This window comes from Sphaerisporangium sp. NPDC004334, assembly GCF_053602655.1.
The window spans coordinates 34,951-60,998 of record NZ_JBSGDZ010000031.1; the positions used below are offsets into that span (position 1 = coordinate 34,951).

General features: G+C 70.4%; 25 protein-coding genes and 1 tRNA gene. 12 read left to right on the plus strand and 14 right to left on the minus strand.

What is annotated here, in order from left to right; all coding sequences use genetic code 11:
• Window positions 1-6 precede the first annotated feature (6 nt).
• The gene (locus ACWEN6_RS32895; protein WP_452575726.1) at window positions 7-855 is read left to right on the plus strand and encodes a helix-turn-helix domain-containing protein; all 849 of its coding nucleotides are present in this window, start codon (window positions 7-9) and stop codon (window positions 853-855) included.
• Between the two features lie 118 nt (window positions 856-973).
• A complete protein-coding gene (locus ACWEN6_RS32900; RefSeq protein ID WP_452575728.1) occupies window positions 974-1,414 on the plus strand; it encodes an ATP-binding protein in 441 nt (146 codons plus the stop codon).
• A gap of 44 nt (window positions 1,415-1,458) precedes the next feature.
• On the opposite strand, the gene ACWEN6_RS32905 is transcribed toward ACWEN6_RS32900, so the two are convergent.
• A complete protein-coding gene (locus ACWEN6_RS32905) occupies window positions 1,459-1,902 on the minus strand; it encodes an NUDIX hydrolase (protein ID WP_452575730.1) in 444 nt (147 codons plus the stop codon).
• 223 nt (window positions 1,903-2,125) lie between these two features.
• Here ACWEN6_RS32905 and ACWEN6_RS32910 point away from each other — a divergent pair, with 223 nt between their 5' ends.
• The 3 genes from ACWEN6_RS32910 to ACWEN6_RS32920 all read left to right on the plus strand — a co-directional run bounded on the left by ACWEN6_RS32910 (window position 2,126) and on the right by ACWEN6_RS32920 (window position 7,117).
• Window positions 2,126-2,533 (plus strand): effector-associated constant component EACC1, encoded by a 408-nt coding sequence (locus ACWEN6_RS32910; RefSeq protein WP_452575732.1) that lies wholly within the window; start codon window positions 2,126-2,128, stop codon window positions 2,531-2,533.
• Window positions 2,530-6,345, plus strand: coding sequence for a caspase, EACC1-associated type (locus ACWEN6_RS32915; RefSeq protein WP_452575734.1), 3,816 nt, complete (start codon window positions 2,530-2,532; stop codon window positions 6,343-6,345). The genes ACWEN6_RS32910 and ACWEN6_RS32915 overlap by 4 nt, the downstream gene beginning before the upstream one ends.
• 166 nt (window positions 6,346-6,511) lie before the next feature.
• Window positions 6,512-7,117 (plus strand): hypothetical protein, encoded by a 606-nt coding sequence (locus tag ACWEN6_RS32920; protein ID WP_452575736.1) that lies wholly within the window; start codon window positions 6,512-6,514, stop codon window positions 7,115-7,117.
• A gap of 272 nt (window positions 7,118-7,389) precedes the next feature.
• Here the strand turns inward: ACWEN6_RS32920 and ACWEN6_RS32925 are convergent, their stop codons facing one another.
• Window positions 7,390-7,875, minus strand: a complete 486-nt coding sequence (locus tag ACWEN6_RS32925) for an ArsI/CadI family heavy metal resistance metalloenzyme (RefSeq protein ID WP_452575738.1) — start codon at window positions 7,873-7,875, stop codon at window positions 7,390-7,392.
• A gap of 88 nt (window positions 7,876-7,963) precedes the next feature.
• Between ACWEN6_RS32925 and ACWEN6_RS32930 the strand changes: the two genes are divergently transcribed.
• Window positions 7,964-8,335, plus strand: a complete 372-nt coding sequence (locus ACWEN6_RS32930; RefSeq protein ID WP_452575740.1) for an ArsR/SmtB family transcription factor — start codon at window positions 7,964-7,966, stop codon at window positions 8,333-8,335.
• Between the two features lie 169 nt (window positions 8,336-8,504).
• Window positions 8,505-9,425, plus strand: coding sequence for a GNAT family N-acetyltransferase (locus ACWEN6_RS32935; RefSeq protein ID WP_452575742.1), 921 nt, complete (start codon window positions 8,505-8,507; stop codon window positions 9,423-9,425).
• A gap of 157 nt (window positions 9,426-9,582) precedes the next feature.
• Here ACWEN6_RS32935 and ACWEN6_RS32940 read toward each other — a convergent pair.
• From ACWEN6_RS32940 to cysS, 3 genes are all read right to left on the minus strand, one after another.
• A tRNA-Thr gene (locus tag ACWEN6_RS32940) sits at window positions 9,583-9,655 on the minus strand.
• 86 nt (window positions 9,656-9,741) lie between these two features.
• Window positions 9,742-10,722, minus strand: coding sequence for a 23S rRNA (guanosine(2251)-2'-O)-methyltransferase RlmB (gene rlmB, locus ACWEN6_RS32945; RefSeq protein WP_452575744.1), 981 nt, complete (start codon window positions 10,720-10,722; stop codon window positions 9,742-9,744).
• 21 nt (window positions 10,723-10,743) lie between these two features.
• On the minus strand, window positions 10,744-12,141 hold the full coding sequence (gene cysS, locus ACWEN6_RS32950) for a cysteine--tRNA ligase (RefSeq protein WP_452575746.1): 1,398 nt from the start codon (window positions 12,139-12,141) through the stop codon (window positions 10,744-10,746).
• Window positions 12,142-12,656: 515 nt separating this feature from the next.
• Between cysS and ACWEN6_RS32955 the strand changes: the two genes are divergently transcribed.
• Window positions 12,657-14,363 carry a DUF2637 domain-containing protein gene (locus ACWEN6_RS32955; protein ID WP_452575748.1) on the plus strand — a complete coding sequence of 569 codons (1,707 nt, stop codon included), beginning with the start codon at window positions 12,657-12,659 and terminating at the stop codon, window positions 14,361-14,363.
• A 750-nt stretch (window positions 14,364-15,113) separates the two neighbouring features.
• On the opposite strand, the gene ACWEN6_RS32960 is transcribed toward ACWEN6_RS32955, so the two are convergent.
• The 3 genes from ACWEN6_RS32960 to ACWEN6_RS32970 form a co-directional block, all read right to left on the minus strand.
• Window positions 15,114-15,383 (minus strand): GlsB/YeaQ/YmgE family stress response membrane protein, encoded by a 270-nt coding sequence (locus ACWEN6_RS32960; protein WP_354852336.1) that lies wholly within the window; start codon window positions 15,381-15,383, stop codon window positions 15,114-15,116.
• 262 nt (window positions 15,384-15,645) lie between these two features.
• Complete coding sequence (gene ispF, locus ACWEN6_RS32965) at window positions 15,646-16,104, minus strand: 2-C-methyl-D-erythritol 2,4-cyclodiphosphate synthase (RefSeq protein ID WP_380824980.1); 459 nt, start codon at window positions 16,102-16,104, stop codon at window positions 15,646-15,648.
• A 17-nt stretch (window positions 16,105-16,121) separates the two neighbouring features.
• Window positions 16,122-16,604 (minus strand): CarD family transcriptional regulator, encoded by a 483-nt coding sequence (locus ACWEN6_RS32970; protein WP_184978896.1) that lies wholly within the window; start codon window positions 16,602-16,604, stop codon window positions 16,122-16,124.
• A gap of 263 nt (window positions 16,605-16,867) precedes the next feature.
• On the opposite strand from ACWEN6_RS32970, the gene ACWEN6_RS32975 reads away from it, so the two are divergent.
• Window positions 16,868-17,494, plus strand: coding sequence for a copper chaperone PCu(A)C (locus ACWEN6_RS32975; protein WP_452575750.1), 627 nt, complete (start codon window positions 16,868-16,870; stop codon window positions 17,492-17,494).
• Window positions 17,495-17,556: 62 nt separating this feature from the next.
• On the opposite strand, the gene ACWEN6_RS32980 is transcribed toward ACWEN6_RS32975, so the two are convergent.
• Entirely contained in the window at window positions 17,557-18,246 is a 690-nt protein-coding gene (locus tag ACWEN6_RS32980; protein WP_354852330.1) for a response regulator transcription factor, read from the minus strand.
• A complete protein-coding gene (locus ACWEN6_RS32985; RefSeq protein WP_452575827.1) occupies window positions 18,243-19,355 on the minus strand; it encodes a sensor histidine kinase in 1,113 nt (370 codons plus the stop codon). Before ACWEN6_RS32985 ends, ACWEN6_RS32980 begins: the two co-directional genes overlap by 4 nt.
• A 175-nt stretch (window positions 19,356-19,530) precedes the next feature.
• Between ACWEN6_RS32985 and phoU the strand changes: the two genes are divergently transcribed.
• The gene (gene phoU / locus ACWEN6_RS32990; RefSeq protein WP_354852329.1) at window positions 19,531-20,190 is read left to right on the plus strand and encodes a phosphate signaling complex protein PhoU; all 660 of its coding nucleotides are present in this window, start codon (window positions 19,531-19,533) and stop codon (window positions 20,188-20,190) included.
• Window positions 20,191-20,402: 212 nt separating this feature from the next.
• On the opposite strand, the gene ACWEN6_RS32995 is transcribed toward phoU, so the two are convergent.
• The 3 genes from ACWEN6_RS32995 to mshA all read right to left on the minus strand — a co-directional run bounded on the left by ACWEN6_RS32995 (window position 20,403) and on the right by mshA (window position 23,210).
• Entirely contained in the window at window positions 20,403-21,152 is a 750-nt protein-coding gene (locus tag ACWEN6_RS32995; RefSeq protein WP_354852327.1) for a phosphoglyceromutase, read from the minus strand.
• Window positions 21,153-21,311: 159 nt separating this feature from the next.
• Window positions 21,312-21,836 carry a type III secretion system chaperone family protein gene (locus tag ACWEN6_RS33000; protein ID WP_354852325.1) on the minus strand — a complete coding sequence of 175 codons (525 nt, stop codon included), beginning with the start codon at window positions 21,834-21,836 and terminating at the stop codon, window positions 21,312-21,314.
• 84 nt (window positions 21,837-21,920) lie between these two features.
• Window positions 21,921-23,210, minus strand: a complete 1,290-nt coding sequence (mshA, locus tag ACWEN6_RS33005; RefSeq protein WP_452575752.1) for a D-inositol-3-phosphate glycosyltransferase — start codon at window positions 23,208-23,210, stop codon at window positions 21,921-21,923.
• A 194-nt stretch (window positions 23,211-23,404) separates the two neighbouring features.
• Between mshA and ACWEN6_RS33010 the strand changes: the two genes are divergently transcribed.
• On the plus strand, window positions 23,405-24,145 hold the full coding sequence (locus tag ACWEN6_RS33010; RefSeq protein ID WP_452575754.1) for an SDR family NAD(P)-dependent oxidoreductase: 741 nt from the start codon (window positions 23,405-23,407) through the stop codon (window positions 24,143-24,145).
• Window positions 24,146-24,475: 330 nt separating this feature from the next.
• Complete coding sequence (locus ACWEN6_RS33015) at window positions 24,476-25,318, plus strand: class I SAM-dependent methyltransferase (protein WP_380824975.1); 843 nt, start codon at window positions 24,476-24,478, stop codon at window positions 25,316-25,318.
• 85 nt (window positions 25,319-25,403) lie between these two features.
• On the opposite strand, the gene ACWEN6_RS33020 is transcribed toward ACWEN6_RS33015, so the two are convergent.
• Window positions 25,404-25,922 carry an O-acetyl-ADP-ribose deacetylase gene (locus ACWEN6_RS33020; protein WP_354852317.1) on the minus strand — a complete coding sequence of 173 codons (519 nt, stop codon included), beginning with the start codon at window positions 25,920-25,922 and terminating at the stop codon, window positions 25,404-25,406.
• Window positions 25,923-26,048 lie beyond the last annotated feature (126 nt).

Sequence of the window (26,048 nt, forward strand, 5' to 3'; positions counted from 1 at the left end):
CCGCACGTGTCCACTTCCCCTTCCTCCAGCGCCGAGCAGGCCCGCCGCGCCATCGGAAACCGCCTCCGCGACCTCCTGCGGGACGCAGGGCTGACCGCCCGTGCCCTGGCCCAGACCGCGGGCTGGGACGAGTCCAAGTGCTCGCGCCTCATCCGTGGGCGCACCCTTCCCTCGGACGAGGACATCCGCACCTGGTGCCGGATCTGCGACGCCGAGGGCGAGGCCGCGGACCTGATCGCCGCCACTCGTGACGCCGACAGCATGTACGTGGAGTGGCGGCGGCTGCAGCGCAGCGGCATGAAGCGGCTACAGGAGACGCGGGTGTCGCTGTACGAACAGACCCGCCTGTTCCGGTTCTACTGCTCCAGCTTCATGCCCTGGCCCCTGCAGACGCCCGGCTACATGCGCGCGGTGCTGACGTCGTTCGCCGAGTTCCACGAGGCTCCGCGGGACATCGACGAGGCCGTGGCGGCGCGCGCGGCACGTACCCGGCTCCTCTACGAGGGGGATCACCGGTTCGCGATGGTCGTGGAGGAGTCGGTCCTGTACGACCGTGTCGCGGACGACGACGTGATGGCCGGCCAGCTCGGGCAGTTGCTCGAATGCATGTCGCTGCCGTCGGTGTCCCTGGGAATCATCCCCTTCGCGGCTCGCCGGAGGTTGTGGACCATGGAGACCTTCTCGATCTACGACGACCAGCGGGTGTTCGTGGAGATGCTGTCGGCGGCCGTGACGGTCACCCAGCCTCGCGAGATCGCGCTCTACGTCAAGGGGTTCACGGAACTCGCCGCGCACGCGGTCTACGGCGGCAAGGCCCGTGCTCTGATCACCAAGGCGCTCGGAGCTCTCAGCTGATCGTGCAAGTCCGTGCAAGTCGGTTGAGCCGTTGGATCACCCGCTCCTAGTGTCCCAGCGTGAACCCCGCGTGACTCCGTGAGTTTCGACGCGGACTTACGCGAACGAAGGCGAGCGCATGGTGACTGGGCACCTGTTGGGCGTTGTCGATCTCGTCGGCGTCCCCGAATCGGTCGCTCTCGCTCGTGAGTACGTACGGCGGAAGCTCGGCGCCGGCCATCCCGCGCTCGACGAGGTGACACTCCTGGTCTCCGAGGTCGTCACCAACTCCGTCGTCCATTCCGACTCCAGAGACGGAGGGACGGTGACGCTGGCGCTGGCCGACTGCCAGGACTTCGTCCACGTCGACGTGGTCGACGCCGGCGGGGAGAGCACCCCGCAGGTCTGCCACGACCCGTATGCCGAGGGCGGGCGAGGCCTGATGCTCGTCGACCTGATGTCGAAGACCTGGTCGGTCTACGAGGACGAGGCGGGGCGGACCGTATGGTTCGAAGTGGCCTACGAGCGCCCGCCTTCGCCCGGCGTCAGAGATCAGCGCGCACACCCCGGCAGCCTGTGAGATGACCTGACCTCAGAAGCAGAGACGTAGGCCCTGTCACGAGCTCATCGCCTTCCCGTTCGTCGGTCGATGCCGCCCAGCCAGGCGTCCTGGGCGTCGGCCAGCCGCTCTACCAGCGGTATCGGAACGAAGCGGCACGCGAACAGAAGGCCGGCGTCCGCGTCGTCGCCGTGAACATGGTGGAGCCATGCGTCATCGGCATCTGCTTGGACCGTGAACTGGAAGAACGTGGTCCGCCGCGGCTGTCCGGTGTCGGGGTGCGGCCTGTCGTCCACCGCGATGAGGCGGACGATGGAGACTCCGGTCACGCCGGTCTCCTCCGCGACTTCCCGCAGAACGGCCTCTTCGAGGCTTTCATCCGGCCGCACCCCTCCCGCCGGCACTTGAGTACCGGCTCCGGGCGCGCCCACGTGATCGAAGACCAGGAGCTCCGGGGCGCATCGGTAACGGATCACGTAGGCAGCGACGCGGATTCGCGGAGCAGACATCCCTCCATCCTTTCAGGGGAAGAGTCCGCGCCGCGAGAGCCTTCGCCGATATTCGTTAACCAGCCCATAAATCGGTTCAATCTCGCACAAAGCTGAATTAGCAGTCGAAGAACGCGAAATCCCCACCTTCAGGGCTACACCTAAGATCAAGATCGATCGTGATGTTCGGAGATGATTTCGTGGCGCACGCCGCCAATAGGCGGATTTCTATAGGGTGGACGCCATGGATGTGCAGATCGCCGTCACAGGCGAGGAAAGCGTCGACGCTCTGCGCCGTTGGCTGGACGAAGATTCTGACTTGCTGGGAAAGGTACGGAATCAGGGAACCCCGCCCGGCCCAGGGCAATTGGGAACACTTGAGGTGCTCGTCGCCGCCGTCGGCCAGGGGGGAATCGCCACCGCACTGGCGAGCGCGCTGGTGGCGTGGCTGCGGCGGCGGGTGGGAGACGTCGAGATCACCGTCCGCCGGCCGGACGGCGGAGAGATCACGCTCACCGCCAGGAACGTCCGAAGGCTCGACTCGGGACAGCTCACGGAGCTGACCCGCCGGCTCGAAGGCGCCATGGGCGAAGACGAAGGAACTCGCCGGACTCGGGACCAGGAGTTACCAGGGCCCTCGGAGCGCGGGTGACCCCCGGAACGGAATCGGCCGGCCGAGCGCTGGAACGCCCGGGAAGCCGGGCGCTCGTGGCCGGCACCGCCCGCCATGTCCGGGGTTCCGCCCTGCCGGACGTCGAGGCGGCCGCCACGACGGCGCGGGACCTGGGGCTCGCCCTGGTGGAGTGCTGTGGGCTCGCCCCCGGCCGCCTGGAAACGCTCGTGGATCCGGCGAACCCGGCGGAGCTGGGAAGCACGCTGGCCAGGGCGGCCTCGCAGGCGCGCGGCACGTTTCTGTTCTCCTTCGTGGGACACGGGCTCCTCGACGCGCACGGTGAGCTCTACCTCGCCACCTCCGCCACCGATGCGCCGAGCACGGGACTCACGTACAAGGCGCTGCCGTACTCCGCGGTGCGTGAGGCGCTCATCGCCAGCCCGGCGGAGACGATCATCGTCGTCCTGGACTGCTGCTTCGCCGGACGGGCGAACGGCGCGGCGGCGAGCCCCATCAGCGACGCCTTCGGACGGATGCGGGTGCGGCGCAGCCATCTGCTCGCGTCCGCCGCCCGGGACGAGCAGGCCTTGGCTCCCATAGGCGCGCGGCACACCGCGTACACCGGATGTCTGCTGACCGTCCTGCGCGAGGGCGACGAACTCGGACCACGCATGCTGAGCCTGGACGACATCAGCCGCTATCTCGACCGGGAGCTGCCCAGGCGGGGATTTCCACCGCACTTTCCCCAGCATTTCGGACGGGCGGGGGAAATCATCCTCACCCAGAATCGGGCCTACACCTTTCCCGACCCCGAGACGAGAATCCCTCCGGCGGAGGGGCCCTGTCCCTACCGGGGCCTGGAGCCATTCGAGTTCACCCCCGACGACGCCCGTCTCTTCTTCGGCAGGGAGGAACTGGTCGGGGAACTCGTGCGGGTCGTCGGCGCCCGGCGAGCGGGTCCCCTGTTCGTGATCGGCCCGTCGGGTTCGGGGAAGTCCTCGGTACTGCGCGCGGGACTGCTGCCGGCACTGGCCGGCGCCGAGGACGGATGGCTGCCCCTCATCCTCACTCCCGGCGACAGCCCCGTGACCGCGCTGGTCCAGGCGATGTCCCCTGAGGAAGCCGGCGACGACGCGGCCGACGAACTCTTCGACGCCCCGCACGCCGTGAACCGCCTCATCGAAAGGACCTTGCAGGACCAGGACCGACCCACCGACCGCCTGCTCCTGGTCGTCGACCAGTTCGAGGAGGTGTTCACCCGCTGCCAGGACCCGGCCGAGCGAAACGCCTTCATCTCCGCCCTGTGCGCGGCCGACCCTGCCCGCGCACTCTTCGTACCGGCCGTCAGAGCCGACTTCTACGGCCACTGCCTGGCGTATCCGGGCCTGCTCACCGCCCTGGGCGCGGGGCACGTACCGGTCGGGCCCATGACCGAGCCGCAGGTGCGCCGGGCGATCGAGGGCCCCGCCGAGACGGCCGGCCTGTCACTGGAGCCGGGACTCGTGGACCTCCTGCTCCACGATCTACGCCCCGGCGAGGACGATGTGCTCAGCGCACTTCCCCTGCTCTCCCACGCACTACTGGCCACCTGGCGGAACAGGGAAGGCAAGACCCTCACCATGTCCGGTTACCGCGCCGCGGGAGGGATCTGGCAGTCGGTCACCACGAGCGCGGAAAAGGTGCACGACAGCCTGGACGACAAGGGGCGCGAGGCCATCCGGAGGATCCTCCTCGCCGGCGTCCAGATCGGCGAGGGGACGGAGGACACACGACGCGAGATCGACCTGCCGGGTCTTCTCGCGAGGGCCGGCGTCACCCCCGCCCCTGTCATCGCGGCGCGGGACGCGCTGGTCAAAGCCCGTCTGATCAGCGTGACGGAGAAGGGCGCGGAGATATCCCACGAGGCGCTCCTGCGCGCCTGGCCACGGCTGCGTGAGTGGATCGCCGAGGACCGCGACGAACTGCGCCTGCGTCAACGGCTGGCGACGGCGGCGACGGCCTGGCACGAGCAGGGTCGTGATCCCTACCTGCTGTTGCGCGGCGTGTCACTGGAGTCCGCGGAGTCGTGGGCGGCCGGGCGCGATCAGGAACTCGACGCCCTGCAACAGGACTTCCTCCGCCAGAGCCGACTTGACCGAACAAAAGCACGGATCAGGACGCGCGTCGCCGCCGCGCTGGGCGTCCTCCTCATCCTGATGGTGGCCGTGGCGGGTGGTGTCACGATCCGGGAGAGCAGGGCCGCCGCGGAACAACAGCATCGCGTGGCGGTGTCCGGCCAGATCGCCCCCCAGGTGGCGTCCGAGTACGCGACCAGTAATCCCCTTGGCTCGCACAAACTGGCGGTGGAGGCCTACCGCCTGGCTCCGGACAGCCCCCAGGCGATCAGTGCGCTGCTCAACACCCAGAACCAGCACTTCGACGACACGCTCGATCCGAGGAGACTGAACACCAGGCTGGCGATCAGCCGGGACGGCCGCACCCTGGCCGTGTCGGCCGAGGACGGCGGAGTGCTGCTCTGGGATCTCCCCCGGCGCAGGCAGATGAAGACCATCGCGGGTGACGACGTCGGCAGGAGTGTCTCCAGCCTGGCGTTCAGCCCGGACGGCAGTCTCCTCGCCGCAGGTGGCTACGACTCTCATGTGCGGATATGGGACCACGCGGCGGGCGACAGGCCGCTCGCCGATCTGACCGGTCACATCGCCCAGGTGAACAGCGTCGAATTCAGCCCTGACGGCGCGACGCTGGCCAGCGCCGGCTCCGACGGCGTCGTCCAGTTGTGGAGCACGCGCGGCACCTTTCTCACCGGCCGCTTCAGCCCAGGTATCACGGTGGCCTTCTCGCCCGCCCGGAACCTGCTGGCGGTCGCCGAGATGTCCGACGTCGTCCTGTACTCGATGCCCGCGCGCCGGCGCGTGGCGGCATTTCCTGGTCTGGGCCATACCCCCATGGCCGTCGCGTTCAGCCCGGACGGGGGGCTGCTGGCCGTCGCGTCCGGCGACCGGACCGACCGGTACGGCACCGTGCGCCTGTGGGACGTCCCCCGTCAGAAGTTGCTCAGGACCATCACGACCCACCACCACGGCGTGATGAACGCGATCGCCTTCAGCCCCGACGGCCGCACCCTGGCCACCTCCGCCATCTACGACCCCACGGTCCGCCTGTGGAACCCCGCGGACGGCTCACTTCGCGCGACGCTCGAGGGCAACGGCGGCGACCCCGCCTTCACCCGGGCGACGGCCCTGACACAGGGCGTCCAGTCACTGGCCTACAGCCCGGACGGGCGGACCCTGGCCGCCGGAAGCTTCGAAGGCATCGTCCGACTCTGGGACACGCGCCGGAACTCACTGGTCGACGACCGGCTCTCACAACCCGGCAGCGTGCCGGCGATCGCCTTCAGCCCCGACGGCCGCACGCTCGCCACGGGCGGAGGCGGTGACACCCTCATCCGCCTCTACGATCTCGCCACCAGGAAGGTGTCCGCCACTCTGCACGCGCACACCGCCCAGATCAACGACCTCGTGTACGCCCCGGACGGCGCGACCCTCATCAGCGCGAGCGATGACATGACCGTGCGCATCTGGAAGATACGCGACAAGACCCTGCTGGCCAGCCTGCCCGCCGACCACAAGATCATCGCTGTGGCCTACGACGCCCGGAACCGGACGGTGGTCGCCACCGGAATCGGCCCGCCACTGGTGTGGAACATCGACCCTCGACGGGTCGCCGAGCAGATATGCGGGCGGCTCAGCAAGCCCGACATCACTCCCGACGGCTGGAAGAACCTCATCCCCCAACTGCCCTACGAACGCTCCTGCGACGGCATGAGCAACCGAGCACAAGACCCCTCGTGATGATCGCAAGGGGTCTTCGACGTGGGAGCCGACGAGGGGATGCCGGGCCACAGATGCGAGGCCGGAAAGGAACGCAGGCGGTTCGACCCTGACCTGCCTGAGCCGATCTGGCGAGAGGACCGAGAACCAAGCCGTTCCCGCCGTCGTCCAACTCTTCATGATCAGCGTGACACTCTCCTTGCTGCTGGCCCTGTCCCCGGCGACCGTGACCGACATTCCGAAGAACTTCCTGCTCACCGAACGCGACGCGCGCAGGGTCCTGGACCCAGATGAGGCGGACGAACAGGGCTACAAGATCAGCGACAAGCTCACCGAGCCGTTGGAGCTGAACCCGTGCCTGCACCGGCACGCCGTCGACCGCGGCCGGGTGGCCGCCCGCACGATCACGCTCTGGACCAGCGGCCCCAGCAACTCCTCCGAACAGCTCGTCATCTACAACAGCCCCCGGAGCGCCCATTCCGCGCTCACCCGTCTGCGCACCGAGGTCAAGCGGTGCGCGCGTAAGGGCGATCCGTCGGCACCCCAACTCAAGATCCGATGGCGGACGAGTAAGGCCAAGGCGGGAGACGAGGCCATGGGCATGGGTTATCAGACCTGGCAGGACGGCAGTGTGAACGTGACGGTGACCGGTATCGCCGCACGCCGGGGCCGCGCACTGATGATCTACACGACCGACGAGGGAATCTACGACCCCGGCCGACTGACCAAGAACGCCAGGAAGATGGCCGCCAAGGTGTGTAAGTTACCCGGCGTCTGCCAGTCCAGCTGTTAGCGAACCTGTCGGCGAAAGGCCCCTTGCGATGATCGCAAGGGGCCTTCGACGTGGCAGCCGACGAGAGCGATCGAACCCCTGACCTACGGTTCACAAGCCGGAAGAGGAACCTTACTGACATCTCCCAAGGTCTCCGCATCCCTGGTCAGAGGCCTGCTTCACTTGATCGCGTTCTACGGCCGTCTACGGACGTCTCGCGATGCGGTTACATCCGCGTTGGCGACTCCAGAGTCACGGTCCGCGAACGATACCGGGCATGGATCTCTCGGCCGTCAGCAGCATCCGCCTCCGGCACCGGTCGGTGCCGCCTCGACCGCGTCGTCCCGTCCGCAGACGCACGACGCTTGCGCGCCGTCCATGGCCGACTCGCCGAGGGTGTCGGCGTCGGCCTTGACCATGTAGACCTCCCAGGGTTCGGCACCGGGGCCGTGGACCCACACCTTGTCCTGAAGGGCGTAGCAGCACGAGGTGTCGTTCTCCTCGAACGTCGCGAGACCCGCGTTTTTGAGCCGCCGGGTAGCGGCCTCGACCTGGGCGGTGTCCTCGACCTCGACGCCGAGGTGGTCCAGGCGGGTCTCCTGGCCGGCCTCGCCTTCGATGAGCACCAGCTTCAGCGGGGGCTCGGCGATGGCGAAGTTGGCGTAGCCGTTGGCGTAGCCGGGGCGCAGCTTCGCGGGCTCGATGCCGAACAGCTTGGAGTAGAAGGCGATCGAGCCTTCCAGGTCGGCGACGCGCAGCGCGAGCTGAACACGGGACATGGCGGTCTCCCCTCGAAGATGGCCTGTTTCGATAAATGTCGATACAGCGACATTGCCACCTTGATTAGATGTGTGTCAACATAGAGCGATGTCGAAACAAGACCTGCCGATCCTCGACCCGGCAGGGGCGTGCTGCACTCCGATGGCCCGCGAGCCGTTGGGCGGAGCGGACGCGGCGGAGCTTGCACGCATGTTCAAGGCCCTGTCAGATCCGGTACGGCTTCGGCTGCTGTCCCTGATCGCCTCCCACGAGGGCGGGGAGGCGTGCGTGTGTGACCTGATCGGCCCATTCGACGTGTCCCAGCCGACGATCTCTCACCACCTCAAAGTCCTCCGCGAGGCGGGTCTGGTCGGCTCCCAGCGACGCGGCACCTGGGTCTACTACTGGGTGCTGCCGGTCGCGTTGAATCGCCTGTCCACCCTGCTCCGAACTCCCGTCCCGACCGCTACCCGCACGTGACCGGAAGCGGCCTTCCCTTGGGCCGACGCCTGACCGCGGAGGTCATCGATACGGGCGCGCTGGTCGCGGTGGTGGTCGGCTCGGGTCACCCCACGACACCACGGATTCCCGCCGATCCTCTTCTCGACGCCGACTCCCCCGCCTTCGCCGAGCAAGGAAGTCCCCGCCCATGAGCACCACCGCCCCGTCCGTGCTGTTCGTCTGTGTCCACAACGCCGGACGCTCGCAGATGGCCGCCGCGTTCCTCACCCACCTGACGCAAGGCCGCGTCCAGGTCCGCTCCGCCGGCTCCACCCCTGCCGAGACGGTGAACCCGGCCGTGGTCGAAGCGATGAAGGAGGTGGGCATCGACATCTCCGCCGAGATCCCCAAAGCGCTCACCACGGAAGCGGTCCAGGCGAGCGACGTGGTCATCACCATGGGCTGTGGGGACGCCTGCCCGTTCTTCTCCGGCAAGCGTTACCTTGACTGGCAACTGGACGATCCCGCTGGGCAAGGGGTGGCCGCCGTCCGGCCGATCCGCGACGACATCGAGACGCGGATACGCACCCTGATCGCCGAGATCCTTCCCTCGGCCGGGCCCAAGACGGGCAGGGCGGCGCCGCGCATCGTGGCCATGACGCCCGAACACGCCGCCGAGGTGCTCGCGATCTACCAGCTCGGTATTGACGAGGGTCAGGCCACCTTCGAGACGACCGCCCCCACCTGGCAACAGTTCGACACGGTCAAACTCACGAGCCATCGACATGTCGCCCTCGATGAGGCTGGACGCGTGCTCGGCTGGGTCGCAGCCTCCCCCGTCTCCGACCGCTGCGTCTACTCGGGGGTGGTGGAGCATTCCGTCTACGTCCACCCTGACGCCCGGAATCTGGGTGTCGGCCTCGCCCTGCTGCGCACCTTGATCGCCTCCACCGAGCAGGCCGGCATCTGGACGATTCAATCAGGCATCTTCCCCGAGAACCCCGCGAGCCTCGCCCTACATGCTCGCGCCGGATTCCGGGTCATCGGCATTCGCGAACGCATAGGCCGCCATCACGGTGTTTGGCGGGACGTCACCATGATCGAGCGGCGTAGTCCGCTCATCGCCTGAGCCACTCGTCAGCCCGCCAGTGGTGGCCGCTCGCGCAGATGGCGACGGCGGCGGACATCTTCGCGACCGTCGTCAAGGACGCCGCCGCATAGCTGCTGTTAGCAAAGGTGTTAGCAAAAGGCCCCTTGTGATGATCGCAAGGGGCCTTTGACGTGGGAGCCGACGAGGGGAATCGAACCCCTGACCTACGGTTTACAAGACCGTTGCTCTGCCGATTGAGCTACGTCGGCGGGGGTGGCGCGTTACGAGTTTAGTCGTATGGCGCGGGCACCGTCACCGATGTTGGAGTGGCGGGAGCGTAGGAGGGGGCAGGAGGTCAGCGGCGGCGGCGGTGGCGGTTGATCTCGTAGAGGGCGATGCCCGCGGCCACGCCGGCGTTGAGTGACTCGGCGGCGGCGTTCATGGGAATGCGGGCCACGACGTCGCAGGACTCGCGGACCAGCCGGGACAGGCCCTTGCCCTCCGAGCCGACCACGACGACCAAGGGCTCGGTGGCGAGTTCGACGTCGCCGATGTCGGCGGAGGCCTCGCCGTCCAGGCCCACCACGAACAGGCCCTGGTCGCGGTACTCGCGCAGGGTGCTGGTGAGGTTGGCGGCCCGGGCGACCGGCAGGTGGGCGAGGGTGCCCGCGGAGGTCTTCCACGCGCCCGCGGTCACGCCCGCCGAACGGCGCGAGGGCACCAGGATGCCGTGGGCGCCGAAGGCCGTGGCGGAACGGGCGATGGCTCCGAGGTTGCGCGGGTCGGTGACCCCGTCGAGGGCGATGATCAGCGGGACCTCGGCGGCTTCCTGGGCCCGCTCGACCAGGTCTTCGGGGTGAGCGTACTCGTAGGGCGGAAGCTGGAGGACGAGACCCTGGTGGATCGTGCCCTCGGTCAGCCTGTCGAGCTTGTCGCGGCCGGCCTCGAGCAGGGCGATGCCGCGGTTGGAAACGATCTTGATCGCCTCGCGGATGCGGTCGTCGTTGTCGACGCGCTGGGCGACGTAGAGCGCCGTGGCGGGCACCTCGGCGCGGAGCGCCTCGAGCACCGGGTTGCGCCCGCCGATGAACTCGGGGCCGTCCTCCCGCTTGCCGCCGCGGGCCGGACGCGCCGGCCGGTCGGCGGAACTGGGCGGGGCGCCGGCCGCGGCCGCGGCGGCCCTGGCGGCCCGCTGCTTGTCCTTGTACCAGTGCCGCTCGTGCGCAGGCGGAGTCGCGCCCTTGCCCTGCAGGGTCTTGCGGCCCTGCCCACCGGTGCCACGCGTGGCACCCTGCCTCTTGCCGGGCCTGCCCGACCCTTTACCGCCACCTGCCATGCTGTCAGCCTACCGGCGCGATCAGCGGGCCAGTTCCCAGCGCGGGCCCTGGGGGGTGTCCTCGACCATGACGCCCGCGGCGGCGAGCTGGTCGCGGATGGCGTCGGCGGCGGCGTAGTCCTTGCGGGCGCGAGCCGCCTGGCGCTGCTCCAGAGCCACCTTGACCAGGTCGTCCACCGTGTCGCGCAGCCCGCTGTCGGCGCCGGACTCGCGCCACTGCGCGCTTCGCGGGTCGAGGCCGAGGACGTCCAGCATGTTCTGCGTCTCGGCGAGGAGCCGGGCGACCTGCTCCTTGTTGCCGTTGGCGAGCGCCACGTTGCCCTCGCGGACGATCTCGTGGACCACGGCGAGCGCCTGCGGCACGCCGAGATCGTCGTCCATGGCGTCCACGAACGCCTGCGGGAGCGGGGCCGCCGCGTCGACGTCGTGAATGACCTCCGCGGCGCGGGTGACGAAGCCCTCGATGCGCTGGTATCCGGTGGCGGCCTCTGCCAGGGCCTCCTCGGAGTAGTCGATGGCGGAGCGGTAGTGCGCCGCGACCAGGTAGTAGCGCAGCTCGACGGCGCGCACCTTGGTGAGCATGGCCGGGACCAGCAGGGAGTTGCCGAGGGACTTGCTCATCTTCTCGGCGCCGATCTTGAGCATGCCGTTGTGCAGCCAGTAGCGGGCGAACCCGTCACCGGCCGCCTGCGACTGCGCGACCTCGTTCTCGTGGTGCGGGAAGATCAGGTCGACGCCGCCGCCGTGGATGTCGAAGGTCTCGCCGAGGTACTTGGTGGCCATGGCCGAGCACTCGAGGTGCCAGCCGGGGCGGCCGGCGCCCCACGGGGTCTGCCAGGTGGGCTCGCCGGGCTTGGCGCCCTTCCACAGCGCGAAGTCGCGGCCGTCGCGCTTGGCGGAGTCGCTGTCGGTGTCCCCGGCCGCCCGCATGTTCTCGGGACGCTGGTTGGAGAGGCGGCCGTAACGCTCGGCGTAGGACATGACGTCGAAGTAGACGTCGCCGCCGGCGGCGTAGGCGTGGCCCTTGTCGATCAGCCGTTGGATCAGCTCGATCATCTCGGGGATGTGGCCCATGGCCCGGGGCTCGACGGTGGGCGGGATGCAGCCGAGGGCGTCGTAGGCCCACGTGAACGCGCGCTGGTTGCGCTCGGCGATCACGAACCAGGGGACGCCCTCTTCGGCGGCGACACGTATGATCTTGTCGTCGAGGTCGGTGACGTTGCGGCAGAACGAGACCTCGTACCCCGACCGGGTCAGCCACCGGCGGATGACGTCGAAGTTGACGCCCGACCGGATGTGCCCGATATGCGGCGGAGCCTGCACAGTGGCCCCGCACAGGTAAATCGAGACCCGGCCAGGCTGGACGGGGACGAAGTCGCGGACCGCACGGGTGCTGGTGTCGTATAGGCGCAGACTCACGAACGCAAGGCTAATGCCTCGCAGGCCGTGACAGGACGGGTTGCCCGACCTCACACACGCGCAAAAGCAATGTGAATCCGCCGGCCTTTCCCACCAGGCACACGCTTGACCGGATTCTTCCATTTCATGACTGCTTGTCCCTGATGATTTGTCCGATAGGACCCCTCATATACCTGAACCTCCCCTCTCACCCCCCCCGGTACATCCACAAGGCATGGGCCGCCGAGGACTCTTCACCGGTCATACCTGCGTCTCGAGCGAGCGCCCCCGGTGGCCGTACTCGCGGCCTGTGGCGGTTCGCGTCCGATGGCACGGGTCGTGCCGGCGCCCGGGGCACATCGTGGGCCTGTGGTCGTGTCCTGGTTCGGGGGACGCCGCGCGGCGTTCCCGGTACGGCAACGCCGATTCTGTAGGCTCGAAGCGCCATGGAAGTCACACCCCCCTTGGCGGCAGGTCAGTCCGCCCGCCGGCCCGGTCCTCCGCCCGCCTCCGCCCGCCCGTCCCGAATGGCACTGGTGCTGCGCCGCATCGCGACCGTCGTCGCCGGCCTGGCCCTGATGGCGCTCGCCGGCGTCGCCTGCGTGCTGTCGTTCGACGCGATCCGCGCCATCGCCCTGTCCGGCGGGGCGCGCGCCGACCTCGCCTACCTGTACCCGGCGGGCTTCGACGCGCTGCTGGTGATCGCCCTGATCGCCGTGCTGCTGCTGGGCTCCGCCCGGCTGCTGATGCGCCTGCAGGCCTGGCTGATCCTGGCCGTCCTCATCGTGGCCGCGGGCGCGGCGAACGTCTTGGCGGCCACGCACACGACCGTGGAAGGCCGGCAGCTCGCGGTGGGCGTCGCCGTGGCGCCATGGGTGATGCTGCTGGTCGGGCTGTGGCTGTTCCTGCTCCCCGCGGGCCACCTCCAGGCCCGGGCCGCCGATGACGAGCCGTCCGAGGGGCCCACCGGCCAGGGCGCGGGGCACGACATCCTTCCGTTCGGACGGGAGGAGCGCGACCCGGGCCTCGCCCCTCCGCTGGAGACGGCCGTCCACACGCCCGGCCATGACCGCGAGATCGTCCCGCACCTCGCCTCGCCGGACGACCTCGAACCGGACGTGGTGCCGGTGGTGCCGCCCACCCCCGCACCTGAGACGCCTACCGTGGACGAGCTGCCGCCGTTGCGGGGCGACGACGGCTTCCGCGCGCCTCGCAGGGAACCCACCCCCCAGCCCGCCGCGTCCCGAGCCGGCGCCCCCGGCACGGCCACGACCGATCCGGCCGGTAGCGGCGACGCCGCGTACGAGACGGAGGAGGCGGACGGAGCGCAGGCGGGCGGGCCGAACGCCGGCGCGGCGGCCGCCGGCGCACACACCCCGCCGCAGACCGCTCCCGCCACGCCTGCGGCCACGCCGGAAGCACGGGCCGCGGCACGGCCGGCCTCAGGGGTCACGCAGCCGGTTCAGGATGCTGGAGAGCCGGTACAAGGTGCGGGGCAGCCGGTACAAGGTGCCGGGCGGCCGGTGCATGGTGCCGGGGAGCCGGTGCATGGTGCCGGGGACCCGTCGTCGGAGGATGCCGCGCGCCGGGTGCCCGAGGCCGCTCCGCCGCTACCGGAGGCCGCGCATGAGGTGCCGGCGCCGGAGCCCGAGCAGCGACTGGTGCCCAAGCCGCGCGAGCAGGCCGCGGGCCCGCGAGCCGAGAGTGACCCGGGCCGGCCGCTTCGCTGGGGCGACCTCGTCCGCCCCAGCGCCGGTGATGTGCTGGTCCATCCGCTGCCCAAGCCGGCGCGCGAGCTGGGTGACACCCAGCCTTATCCGAATGTCACCCATCCCGCGTCCGGACCGTCTTCGCCGGACACGGCCGCGGCCGCGGACACGGAGCCGGAAGAGGAGTCCGCCGACACCCAGCCGTACCCGCACCTGCGCGAGGAGGCCAGCCCGCTGTCCGACCGGGCGCCGCACGACGTGGCGCCGCAGGAGCAGGCGTCGCCCCAGGACGCTCCTCCGCATGACCTCCCCTCCCATGACACCCCACCGCAGGACGTCGCCTCGCAGGACATCGCGGGGTGGGAGTCCGGGGAGGCGTGGGAGGGCGACGCGGCGCCCGACCCGGCCCACGATGGTGCCGACAGCGCGGACGAGGACGAGGCGCTCCAGAGCGGGCGCCCGCCGTACACGCCTCAGACCGCGGCCCCGCCCTCCGGCCGGATGCGCAGCACCCCCCTGCCGCCCGAGGAGTGACAGGCCCGTCCTGAACCGGCCGCCCGAGGAGTGACCGTCCCCGTCTGAAACGGCCGCCCGATCGGCCGAGTCCGGCACTTCGACCCCGGAGGCCGGACGCCGGTCTCTGCCATGCGCCTCCGGCCTCCGCGCGCCCCGTCACCTGTGCCCGCCGAGTGCCCGGCTCCCGGTCACCTGGCCCGTCTCGGTCCGGGTTCGGCGTCTCTCGATGGATGCCGGGCGCCGGCCCGTTATGGCGCTTCAGCCTCGCCTCACACGCCCCCCGTCAACTTCGCGGGCCCTGGCGAGTGCACGCACCGGTCGTACGGTCGTGGCCTGGCAGTGTGGGTGCAGGGCACCTCGGTCTTGTCCTGGTACCGCCCCGGCGTCCTCGCCATTTGCCAGGGTCCGGGCTGGACCGTCCCGGTGGTCGAGACTGGACCGTCCGGGGGGGCGGGCCGGCCCCTCCGGGAGGGCCGGGCGGGACCGTCCGAGAGGGCCGGGCGGGACCGTCCGAGAGGGCCGGGCGGGACCGTCCGAGAGGGCCGGGCGGGACCGTCCGGGGAGACGGCTGGGCGTCGGGGTGGTGATGGAACGACGAAGATCCGCCTGGTCCGGGTGGACCAGGCGGATCTCGAAGGTGTCGAAGGCGCGACACCGTGTTTCTTGGACCGTCGTGTCTCAGGGCTCTAGGGCCGAGAGACCAGTTCCCTCAGGGAAAAGGCGGCGAAGATCAGGCGAAGGTCACCGGGTGGCGCGCTCCGCCAGAGATCAAACCCTTTCCCGGCCCTTGATGGCGGCGACGGCGCCGACACCGACCACGGCGAGGACGACCTGCAGGACCAGTTCGATCCAGTCGATGCCGTCGGTGGTCGCGACACCGATGACCTGGGCGATGGCCGTACCGATCAGCGCGGCGACGATGCCGACGATGATGGTCAGAAGCCACCCGATGGGCTGCCGGCCCGGCAGCACGAGCCGGCCGAGCGCGCCGATGATCGCACCGATGACGATGGCGCCGAGGATGGTCTGAATGGACATATTGAGCCTCCGATTGAGGGTCGCACCTTCACGCTGACAAGGTGGCTACCCCCACATCGCGTACTAATCCTAGAAAGTAAGAAAACCCTGATCAGACCGCCATATAGACGCCATGCAGTCCTCTCGGCACCGCCATGGGGAGGTTCGGGCGGGCTTCACACCCGTCCCAGAAGCGCGCGGAGGCAACGGGAGACCTGTCACGGCACAGGCGCGCGCGAGGGCCCCACGCCCATCCGCGATCCGCGAAACAGAGGAGAGGGGGTCAGGGGGCGAAGACGAGGGCGGTGGCCATGGCGGCGATGCCTTCGCCCCGGCCGGTGAGGCCCAGGCCGTCGGTCGTGGTGGCGGTGACGCTGACCGGGGCCGACGCGGCTTCGCCGAGGACCTTCTCGGCCTCGGCGCGGCGCGGCGCCAGCTTGGGACGGTTGCCGATGATCTGCACGGCGATGTTGCCGATCTCGAACCCGGCGGCCCGCAGGTGACGCGCGGTCTCCTCGAGCAGGGTGAGACCGGACGCGCCCGCCCAGCGTGGGTCGGAGGTGCCGAACAGCCCGCCGATGTCACCGAGCCCGGCCGCGGACAGCAGCGCGTCGCAGCAGGCGTGTGCGGCGGCGTCGCCGTCGGAGTGACCCGCGAGCCCGGTTTCGCCCGGCCAGTGGAGGCCGGCCAGACGCAGCTCGCGGCCGGATGCGAAAGGGTGGACGTCGACTCCGACGCCCACCCTTGGCCGTGTCGTGTTCAGGAGTTGAGAACCTCGTCGAGAAGCGCCTCGGCCTTGTCCTCGTTGGTCTTCTCGGCGAGAGCCAGTTCGCTGACCAGTATCTGCCTGGCCTTCGCGAGCATGCGCTTCTCACCGGCGGACAGACCGCGCTCCTTGTCGCGCCGCCAGAGGTCGCGCACGACCTCGGCAACCTTGTTGACGTCGCCGGACGCCAGCTTCTCAAGGTTGGCCTTGTACCGGCGGGACCAGTTGGTGGGCTCTTCGGTGTGGGGCATGCGCAGGACGTCGAAGACGCGCTCAAGGCCTTCTTGGCCCACGACGTCACGCACACCGACGAGCTCGGCGTTGTCCGCCGGCACCTGTACGGTAAGGTCGCCCTTGTCGACCTTCAGCACCAGATAGGTTCTGTCCTCGCCCTTAATCGTGCGGGTCGTGATGGCTTCGATCCGAGCAGCCCCGTGGTGGGGGTAGACGACAGTGTCGCCGACCTGGAAAGTCATGTGACAAGTACCCCTTCCGCTGTACTCCAGGATACCACGCGTCAGTCCCCTCCCGGAACAGTGAAATCAACATAACTGCAGGTCAAAGCCTCGATTTGGGACTTGACAGCCGCTCCACAGTGTGAATTCCGGGTCCGAAAAGGCCCCATGACCTGCGACGCTTGCCGCCTCCGCGCCGTCACCGGCCCCCCTGAGCGACGGCTCCTGCGCACGGATAAGGTTGCGACTGGCCCTACCCATGTGTACCAAGGAGACCTCAGACTGTGACCAGCACCAGCCGTCGCAGGGTGATCATGATCACCGCGCTGCTCGCAGCCGCTCCGGCGCTGGCCGCGTGTGGCGCGGGCACCGACGCCAATACGAGCAATGCCTATGCGCCGACCGAGGCCAACGTGCTCATCGACAGCGACGGCTCCGCCAAGGCCTACGGCAGGAACGGCATCAAGATCGCCCAGGCGTTCCTCCTCGGCCCCGAGTCCGGCGCCCAGATCGCGGCGGGCGGCTCGCTTCCGCTCTACCTGTCGATGGCGAACTACGGCACGGCGGCCGACCGGCTGGAAGGCGTCGCCGTGGCACCCCAGGTGGCCTCGTCCGTCAAGGCGCCCGGCCCGATCTCGGTGCCCCCCGGCCAGCTCGTCAACAGCGGCAAGCCCGCCCAGGTCATCCTGGAGGGCACCCAGAAGCCTCTGTACGGCGGCGAGACGATCCAGCTGACCCTCAAGTTCGCCAACGCCGGCGACATCCCGATGAACGTCCCGGTGGTCACGCGCAGCCGCGAGTACGCCGGCCTGCCGGCCGCGCCGAGCGCCGCGCCGTCGGCCTCGGCCACGCCGGCCCCCGCGACCTCCGAGAGCGCCACGCCGACGCCGGACCCGTCCGCCGACAGCTGAGCGCGTAGCACGCGACAAGGCCCGGTGGCGCGAGCTCGCGCCACCGGGCCTTCGCGTGTCCCTCAGCCTTCGGCGGGGTCGAACTTGTACCCCAGGCCGCGGACGGTGAGGATGCACCGCGGGTCGGACGGGTCGGCCTCGACCTTCGCCCGCAGACGCTTGACGTGGACGTCCAGCGTCTTGGTGTCGCCCACGTAGTCGGCCCCCCACACCCGGTCGATGAGCTGGCCGCGGGTGAGCACCCGGCCGGCGTTGCGCAGCAGGACCTCCAGCAGCTCGAACTCCTTCAGCGGAAGCTGCACCTGGCGGCCCCGTACCGCGACGATGTGGCGGTCGACGTCCATGCGCACCGGACCGGCGGCCAGGACGGCCTGCTCGATCTCCTCGGCGTCGCCCTGCCTGCGCAGGACGGCGCGGATGCGCGCGACCAGCTCGCGCGAGGAGAACGGCTTGGTGACGTAGTCGTCGGCGCCGAGCTCCAGCCCCACGACCTTGTCGATCTCGCTGTCCTTGGCCGTGAGCATGATCACCGGCACCTTGGAGCGCTGGCGCAGCGAGCGGCACACCTCGGTGCCCGGCAGGCCGGGGAGCATGAGGTCGAGCAGCACCAGGTCGGCGCCGTTGCGGTCGAAGGCGTCCAGCGCCTCCGGGCCGGTGGCGGCCACCGCAACCTCGAACCCTTCCTTGCGCAACATGTAGGACAGGGCGTCGGAGAACGACTCCTCGTCCTCGACGACGAGCACGCGGGTCACTTCGCGGCCTCCAGAGAGTTCGTTGTGCTTGGTACGGCTATCGCCGTGCCGCCGAAGGCCGGCAGACGAAGCGTGAAGGTGGAGCCCGAGCCTTCCTTGCTCCACACGTTCACCTCACCGCCGTGCGCGACGGCGACGTGTTTGACGATCGCAAGGCCCAGCCCCGTGCCGCCGGTCGCCCGTGAGCGGGCGGCGTCGACGCGGAAGAACCTCTCGAAGATGCGTTCTTGGGAGCTTTCGGGGATGCCGATGCCCTGGTCGCTGACGCTGACCTCGACGGTGTCGCCGGCCGGGCGGGCGCTGACGACGACGCGGGTGCTCTCGGGGCTGTAGGCGACGGCGTTGTCGATCAGGTTGCGCAGCGCGGTCACCAGCAGCTCGTCGTCGCCCCAGACGCGCAGGCCCTCGGTGCCCCCCGCGACCAGGGCGATCTCCTTGGCGGCGGCCTTGGTGTTGCAGCGGTCGATGGCCTCGTGGACGACCTCGTCGACGGGCACGCAGCCGGGGGTGGGGATCGGCTCGCCGCCCTGGATGCGGGACAGGGTGATGAGGTCCTGGACGAGGTAGGTGAGCCTGGCGGCCTCGTGCTGCATGCGCCCGGCGAAGCGGTCGACCGCGACGGGGTCGTCGGAGGCGTCCTGGATGGTCTCGGCGAGCAGGCTGAGCGCGCCGACGGGGGTCTTGAGCTCGTGGCTGACGTTGGCGACGAAGTCGCGGCGCACGGCCTCGACGCGCCGCCGCTCGGTCTGGTCCTCGGCGAGCACCAGCACCTGGCCGTGGGTGCCGAGCGGGGCGACCCGCACGGCGAAGGTGGTGACCTCCATGCCGAACTTGTGGCGGGCCACCTCGAACTCGCTCTCGCGGATCTCGCCGTCCCTGCGCACCTGGCGGGCCAGGGCGAGCAGCTCGGCGGCCATCAGGTGATCGCCCTTGACCAGGCCGAAGGCCCGCGCGGCCGAGCTGGCGCGCAGCACGCGGTCGTCCCGGCCGAGCACGACGGCGGAGGAGGGCAGGACGGCGAGAACCGACGCCACTCCCTGCGGCAGGACGGTGTCGGGGTTGTCGACGGGATCAGGGAGATTCTTGTCCCGGGACCGCACCGCCATCATCGCGATCGCCCCGACGACAAAACCCGCCAAAGCGGCCAGGCTTGCCACGATCTCACTCACGCCTTCGATGGTAGGCGGCCTCCGCCGCTGGCCAGGCCCCTCATACCGCCTGTTTCCTGGAGAGTTCATCTCTTGGACGAAGTTCGTTCATGAACGCGCGCGTAGCGTGAACCGCATGCGCGACGCCTTCCACGAAGAACTCAACGCTCTCACCGACCGCCTGGTGCAGATGACGCATCTGGTCCGGTCGGCCATCTCCCGGGCCACGACGGCCCTGCTGGACGCCGACCTGCAGCTCGCCGAGAGCGTGATCTCCCAGGACGCCGAGGTCAACCGTCTCTACAAGGAGGTCGAAACCTCGATCTTCGAGCTCATGGCCACCCAGCAGCCGGTGGCCGTGGACCTGCGCACCGCCATCACGGCGCTGCGGATGGGCGGCGACCTCGAGCGCATGGGCGACCTGGCCGAGCACGTGGCGAAGATCGCGCGGATGCGTCACCCCGAGTCGGCGATCCCGGCCGAGGTGCGCGACACGATCCTGGAGATGGGGCAGATCGCCGAGCGCCTGGTCACCAAGACCGGCAGCTGCATCGCCACCCAGGACGTCGAGCTGGCCAAGGAGCTGGACGACGACGATGACGCGATGGACCGGCTGCACCGCAGGCTGTTCCGCGTGCTGCTGTCCAAGGACTGGGCGCACGGCATCGAGCCGGCGATCGACATCACCCTCACCGGCCGCTACTACGAGCGGTACGCCGACCACGCCGTGCGCGTCGCCCGCGACGTCGTCTACCTGGTGACCGGCGACCGGCCGGACAGCTCCTCGGCCTCCTGAGCACCCGGGCGCGCGGGCACCGCGCGCGTCAGCGTGTCCGGCGCCGTGTCCGGCGACCCGCGCCGCAGGCCGGCCTGATCGGCGCCGCGCCATGAGAACTGAACGCATGCGGGAACAGGGCGCATGCGAAAGCCCCGGGCCCTGGCTTGAGTTCTAGGGTCCGGGGCTTCACCATGATCGGGGACGGACGGCCGCGCCCGTCCCGGAGCTCGCTACTTGGCCTTGCCCTGGTTGGCCACGGCCTCGATGGCCGCCTTGGCCGCGTCGGGGTCGAGGTACTCCCCTCCGGGCTTGACCGGCCGGAAGTCCTCGTCCAGCTCATAGCGCAGCGGGATGCCGGTGGGGATGTTCAGTCCGGCGATCTCCTCGTCCCCGATGCCGTCAAGGTGCTTGACCAGGGCGCGCAGGGAGTTGCCGTGGGCGACGACGAGGGTGGTGCGCCCCGCCGCGAGGTCGGGGACGATGTTGTCGTACCAGTAGGGCAGCATCCGCTGGACGACGTCCTTCAGGCACTCGGTGCGCGGCAGCAGCTCCGAGGGCAGCGCGCCGTACCGGGCGTCGCCGGCCTGGGAGAACTCGTCGTCGTCGGCGATCGGCGGCGGCGGCACGTCGTAGGAGCGGCGCCAGAGCATGAACTGCTCGTCGCCGAACTCCTCGCGGGTCTGCGCCTTGTTCTTGCCCTGCAGCGCGCCGTAGTGGCGCTCGTTGAGCCGCCACGAGCGCGTCACCGGCAGCCAGAGCAGGTCGGCCGCGCCGAGCGCCAGGTTGGCGGTGTGGATGGCGCGGGTCAGCACCGAGGTGTGCACCACGTCCGGCCGCACCTGCGCCTCGACCAGCAGCCTGCCGCCGCGCCGCGCCTCTTCCTCGCCCACCGGCGAGAGGGACACGTCGACCCAGCCTGTGAACAGGCCCTTCGCGTTCCACTCGCTCTCGCCATGCCGCAATAGCACCAAAGTAGCCATGCGCCCAAGCTTAGGCCGTGCCCGCTTTACCCGGCGCCGCGCCGCCCCCTGGGCGGGGGCCCCTCCACCTGGGCTCGGCCGCCCCGGCGGCGGCCCCAGGGCGCGCCACCCGGGCTTCTCACCGGCCCCGGGGTTCTCGGCATGCTGCAGAGGCTCCTGTCAGCCCCCGGGGTTCTCACCGGCTTCGGGGTTCTCCCGCCGGCCGCGCTCGACGATGCCCTCGAAGGCGCGCAGGTTGGCGAGGGACTCCCCGCGCTTGACCCGCCAGTCCCACTCGCGGCGGATGGAGGAGGCGAACCCGAGCTCCAGCGCGCGGTCGAACCACTCGTCGGCGTAGGTGAGCACGCAGCCCAGCAGGCGGTCGATCTCCTGGTCCGACACCGCCGCGAGCGGCAGCCGCCCGACGAGGTGGACGTCCCCGACCTGGTCCAGGGCGAAGTGCACCCCGTACATGGAGCCGTTCTTGCCCAGCAGCCAGCGGTAGAACTCCAGATGGTTCTCGTCGGGGCGCCTGCAGAAGAACGCCTCGACGTGCAGCGCCTGGTCGGAGACGGTGAGCCAGGTCATGGTCGCCAGCTTGTGCTGGCCGGGCAGGCGCACCAGGAACGCCCCCGGCTGCGGCCGCTCGTAGGACACCTCGGCCGCCTTGAGCGCGGACTCGACGGCCGCCTCGTGATCTGTCACCGTGCACACTCCCGCGTTCGTCGTGCCGGGCGCCGGTCTCGCCGGTCGCGTACTGTCGCAAGGACAGTACTGCCCCGTCCGCGCTCAGAGGTGCACGCCGACGGGCGTTCGCCGCAACCGGGCCATCGCGCCCGAGTACACCTCCAGCAGGCGCGTGGCGGTGGCCGACCAGCCGAAGGCCGCCGCGTGCTCGGTGGCCCCGGCGGCGAGCGTGTCGCGCCACAGCGGGCGTTCGACGAACGCCCGCAGCGCCTTGGCCCAGGCGTGCGCCTCGTGCCCGTCGACCAGCAGCCCGGACACGCCGTCGCGGACGGCCGTGCGCAGGCCGCCCACCGCGGCGGCGGCCACGGGGGTGCCGCACGCCTGCGACTCCAGCGCGACCAGGCCGAACGACTCGTTGTGCGAGGGGACGACGGTGACGTCGGCGGCGCGGTACCAGTCGGCCAGCTCGGGTTGCGGCGCGGGCGGCGCGAGCCGCAGGACGTCGGAGATGCCCAAGTCGGCGGCCAGGTCGGTCAGGTAGGAGGGGCGGGCCAGGCCGTTGCCGCTCGGTCCGCCGACGCACGCGACGACCAGGCGCGCGCGCAGGGAGGGGTCGTCGGCGATCATCCGGGCGGCGGCCCTGAGCAGCACGTCGGGGGCCTTGAGCGGCTGGATGCGGCCGACGAAGAGCATGACGTGGGCGTCCTGCGGAAGCCCGAGCCGGTGCCGCGCCGCGCCCTTGGAGGCCGGCCGGAACACCTGGAGGTTGACCCCGGGGTTCACCACCGCGACGCGCTCCTTCGGCGCGTGGTACAGATCGATCAGCTCGCGGGCCTCGGCGGCGGTGTTGGCGACCAGGCGGTCGGCGACCTCCACGACCTGCTCCTCGCCGAGCACGCGGGCCACCGGCTCGGGCTTGTCGCCGTTGGCCAGCAGCAGGTTCTTGACCTTGGCCATGGTGTGCATGGTGTGCACGAGCGGCACGCCCCAGCGTTCCTTGGCCAGCCAGCCGACCTGGCCGGACAGCCAGTAGTGGGAGTGGATGACGTCGTAGTGCCCCGGCTCGAACATCGCCTCGGTGCGCAGCACGCCGGACAGGAAGGCGCAGAGCTGGCCGGGAAGGTCGCCCTTGTCCAGTTCCTCGTACGGCCCGGCGGTCACGTGCCGCACCGTCACGCCCGGCACGAGCTCGACGGCGGGAGGCAGGTCGCGGGCCGTCTGGCGCGTGAAGATCTCGACCTCGATCCCGAGGGCCGCGAGCCGTTTGGCGGCTTCGACGATGTAGACGTTCATGCCCCCCGCGTCGCCGGTGCCCGGCTGGTCAAGCGGGGACGTGTGCATGCTGATCGTCGCGACCCGGTTGATCCGGCGTGCGACCGGCACTCGCGGCACCGATACCACCTCCAGAAGATTACTAACTGTCGGAAAGTTCGCGAGATTCCCGGCGGCCTCGGTCCCGCGCGCGGCCTGCCCGGCTCGCGCTGGCAAGATGACGGACGGGCGGCGCGCGAACACCGCCGGACCGAGCGCGAGCCCGTCCGGGGCGCCGGGTATGGAGAAACCGAATCCGACCATGAGGACCGCATATGACGAGAACGGCTGTGGTGACGGGGGCGAGCAGCGGCATCGGGGAGGCGACCGCCCGCCGGCTGGCGGCGGAGGGCTACGACGTCGTGGCCGCCGCGCGGCGCCGTGACCGGCTGGACAAGCTGGCCGCCGAGGTGCCGGCCGTCCGCCCGGTGACGCTGGACGTGACCTCCGAGGAGTCGGTGGCGGAGCTGGCCGCCTCGCTGGACCGCTGCGACGTGCTGGTCAACAACGCCGGCGGGGCCGTCGGCCTGGAGCCGGTGGCGCAGGGGCTGGTGGACGACTGGCGCCAGATGTACGAGGTCAACGTGCTGGGCTCGCTGCGCGTGACCAAGGCCCTGCTGCCGAAACTCATCGAGTCGGGGGACGGCGTGCTGGTGATGCTGACCTCCACGGCCGGCTTCACCTCCTATGAGGGCGGCGGCGGGTACACCGCGGCCAAGCACGGCCAGACCGCCATGACCGAGACGCTGAGGCTCGAGCTGTGCGGCGAGCCGGTGCGCGTCGTCGAGATCGCTCCCGGCATGGTGCAGACCGAGGAGTTCGCGCTCACCCGGTTCCGCGGCGACGCCGAGCGGGCCCAGCAGGTCTACCAGGGAGTGCCGAACCCGTTGACGGCCGACGACGTGGCCGACGCGATCGCCTGGTGCGTCACCAGGCCCGCTCACGTGAACGTCGACCGGCTGGTCATCCGTCCGCGCGCGCAGGCAGCGCAGCACAAGGTGCACCGGGTCTCCTGAAAGTGACGATCCGCTGAGCATGGTGACATCCGCGTGCTTGCCTGCCATGCATGGACATGTCCGGATGCGGGGGCGTGCCTTCCCATGGACGCGATCCAACGCCCTCGCGTTCCCCATTGTGCCTGTCTTGAGCGTCACGTCCTACTTGCCTGCCTTGCCCACAATGTCGGTTACATCCCACGGGAGTTCCCTCGTCGCGGCTCCCATGGTTTCCGGGCCCGGCATCGCTCCGGTATCGTCCGCCTTGTCCGCACCTCCACCCCCAGGCCACGGCATGCCACCCCGTCCTGAGCACCACCCGTCCGCCTTCCCGCGCCCGGGGGGCGCCTCGTGAACGCCGGGCGTCCGCGAGGCGGCGGAACGGCGCCGGGCAGGCCGGTAGGCGAGATCACCCGGGGCACCACGGGACACAACCGCCTGCGCCGCGCCGACCGCTGGACCTGTGCCGTCTACGGCCGTCTGCTGGTCTCCGCGGACCGCCCGCTGGTGGTCGACCTCGGGTACGGGGCCTCGCACGTCACCACCTCCGAGCTGTTCACCCGCCTGCGCCGCGTCCGCCCCGACGTGCAAGTGGTGGGCATCGAGATCGACCCGGCCCGCGTCGCCGCGGCCAGACCGTTCGAACGGCCGGGGCTGAGCTTCGTCCGCGGCGGGTTCGAGCTCCCCGTCGAGCGGCGGCCGCTGATCGTCCGGGCGTTCAACGTGCTCAGGCAGTACGACGAGGCGCAGGCCTGGCAGGCGTGGGACCTGCTGCGCTCACGCCTGGCCGCCGATGGCGTGATCATCGAGGGCACCTGCTCGGAGATCGGCCACCGGGCCGCGTGGGTGGCGCTGGACGCGCGGGGGCCGCGGACGGTGACGCTCTCGGCCCGGCTCGCGGGCTTCGAGCGCCCCTCCGACCTGGCCGAGCGGCTGCCGAAGACGCTCATCCACCGCAACGTGCCCGGGGAGCGCGTCCACGCCTTCCTGCGCGACTTCGACCACGCGTGGGCCCTCGCGGCGCCGTACGGGGCCTACGGCGCCCGCCCTCGGTGGACGGCCGCGGTGGAACGGCTGGCCGAGACCTGGCCCGTGGCGACCACACCGCCGCTCGGCGGCAGGCGGCGCCGGCGACTGGGCGAGGTCACCCTCCCCTGGACGGCCCTGGCCCCGGACGCCCGCCCCTCGGCCTGACCCCGAGCCCGCGCGTCCTGACCTGGCCCGCGCGTCCTCACCGAGTCCACGCACACGCGCACCCGCTCGGGGGCGCCGCCGCGTGCTACGCGCGCAGCCCGGCGAGCGCCGTCTCGAACGCCGCGTACGCCGGGGCGCCGAACAGCACGAACCGCGCCTCCACCACCGAGGTGGACGCCCGCAGCACCGTGGACAGGGCGATGCGGGCGGCGTCGTCCATCGGCCAGCCGTAGATGCCCGCCGACACGGCGGGGAAGGCGACGGTCTCGGCCTCCAGCTCGTCGGCGACGCGCAGGGACTCGGCGTAGCAGGAGGCGAGCAGGTGGGAGCGGTCCTGCGACCTGGCGTACACCGGCCCCACCGTGTGGATCACCCACCGGGCCGGCAGCCTGCCCGCCGTGGTGGCCACCGCCTGCCCCGTCGGCAGGCCCTTCTCGTACCGGGACGCGCGCAGTGCGCGGCACTCGCGCAGGATGTCGGGGCCGCCGCGCCGGTGGATGGCGCCGTCCACCCCTCCCCCGCCGAGCAGCGAGGAGTTCGCGGCGTTGACGATCGCGTCCACGCTCTGCTCGGTGATGTCACCCTGGACGAGGGTCAGCTCCATGCGCCCGCCTTTCGTGATCGGGCCGAAGTCCTGGAGCCGGGATGCCTCGAAGGGGCTCCTCACCGGCGACGGACGGACCGACGGGCGATCATTGTCTCCTCTACGGTTTAGGTTAAACCCTAATGT

Bases quoted from the DNA above. Each gene is read 5' to 3' on its own strand.
- ACWEN6_RS32910 (WP_452575732.1), top strand. From the start codon at position 2,126: ATGGATGTGCAGATCGCCGTCACAGGCGAGGAAAGCGTCGACGCTCTG.
- ACWEN6_RS32970 (WP_184978896.1), bottom strand. From the start codon at position 16,604: ATGACTTTCCAGGTCGGCGACACTGTCGTCTACCCCCACCACGGGGCT.
- ACWEN6_RS32985 (WP_452575827.1), bottom strand. From the start codon at position 19,355: ATGATGGCGGTGCGGTCCCGGGACAAGAATCTCCCTGATCCCGTCGAC.
- ACWEN6_RS33020 (WP_354852317.1), bottom strand. From the start codon at position 25,922: ATGGAGCTGACCCTCGTCCAGGGTGACATCACCGAGCAGAGCGTGGAC.
- ACWEN6_RS32905 (WP_452575730.1), bottom strand. From the start codon at position 1,902: ATGTCTGCTCCGCGAATCCGCGTCGCTGCCTACGTGATCCGTTACCGA.
- ACWEN6_RS33010 (WP_452575754.1), top strand. From the start codon at position 23,405: ATGACGAGAACGGCTGTGGTGACGGGGGCGAGCAGCGGCATCGGGGAG.
- phoU (WP_354852329.1), top strand. From the start codon at position 19,531: ATGCGCGACGCCTTCCACGAAGAACTCAACGCTCTCACCGACCGCCTG.
- ACWEN6_RS32900 (WP_452575728.1), top strand. From the start codon at position 974: ATGGTGACTGGGCACCTGTTGGGCGTTGTCGATCTCGTCGGCGTCCCC.
- ACWEN6_RS32925 (WP_452575738.1), bottom strand. From the start codon at position 7,875: ATGTCCCGTGTTCAGCTCGCGCTGCGCGTCGCCGACCTGGAAGGCTCG.
- ACWEN6_RS32930 (WP_452575740.1), top strand. From the start codon at position 7,964: ATGTCGAAACAAGACCTGCCGATCCTCGACCCGGCAGGGGCGTGCTGC.
- ACWEN6_RS32960 (WP_354852336.1), bottom strand. From the start codon at position 15,383: ATGTCCATTCAGACCATCCTCGGCGCCATCGTCATCGGTGCGATCATC.
- ACWEN6_RS32935 (WP_452575742.1), top strand. From the start codon at position 8,505: ATGAGCACCACCGCCCCGTCCGTGCTGTTCGTCTGTGTCCACAACGCC.
- rlmB (WP_452575744.1), bottom strand. From the start codon at position 10,722: ATGGCAGGTGGCGGTAAAGGGTCGGGCAGGCCCGGCAAGAGGCAGGGT.
- ACWEN6_RS32995 (WP_354852327.1), bottom strand. From the start codon at position 21,152: ATGGCTACTTTGGTGCTATTGCGGCATGGCGAGAGCGAGTGGAACGCG.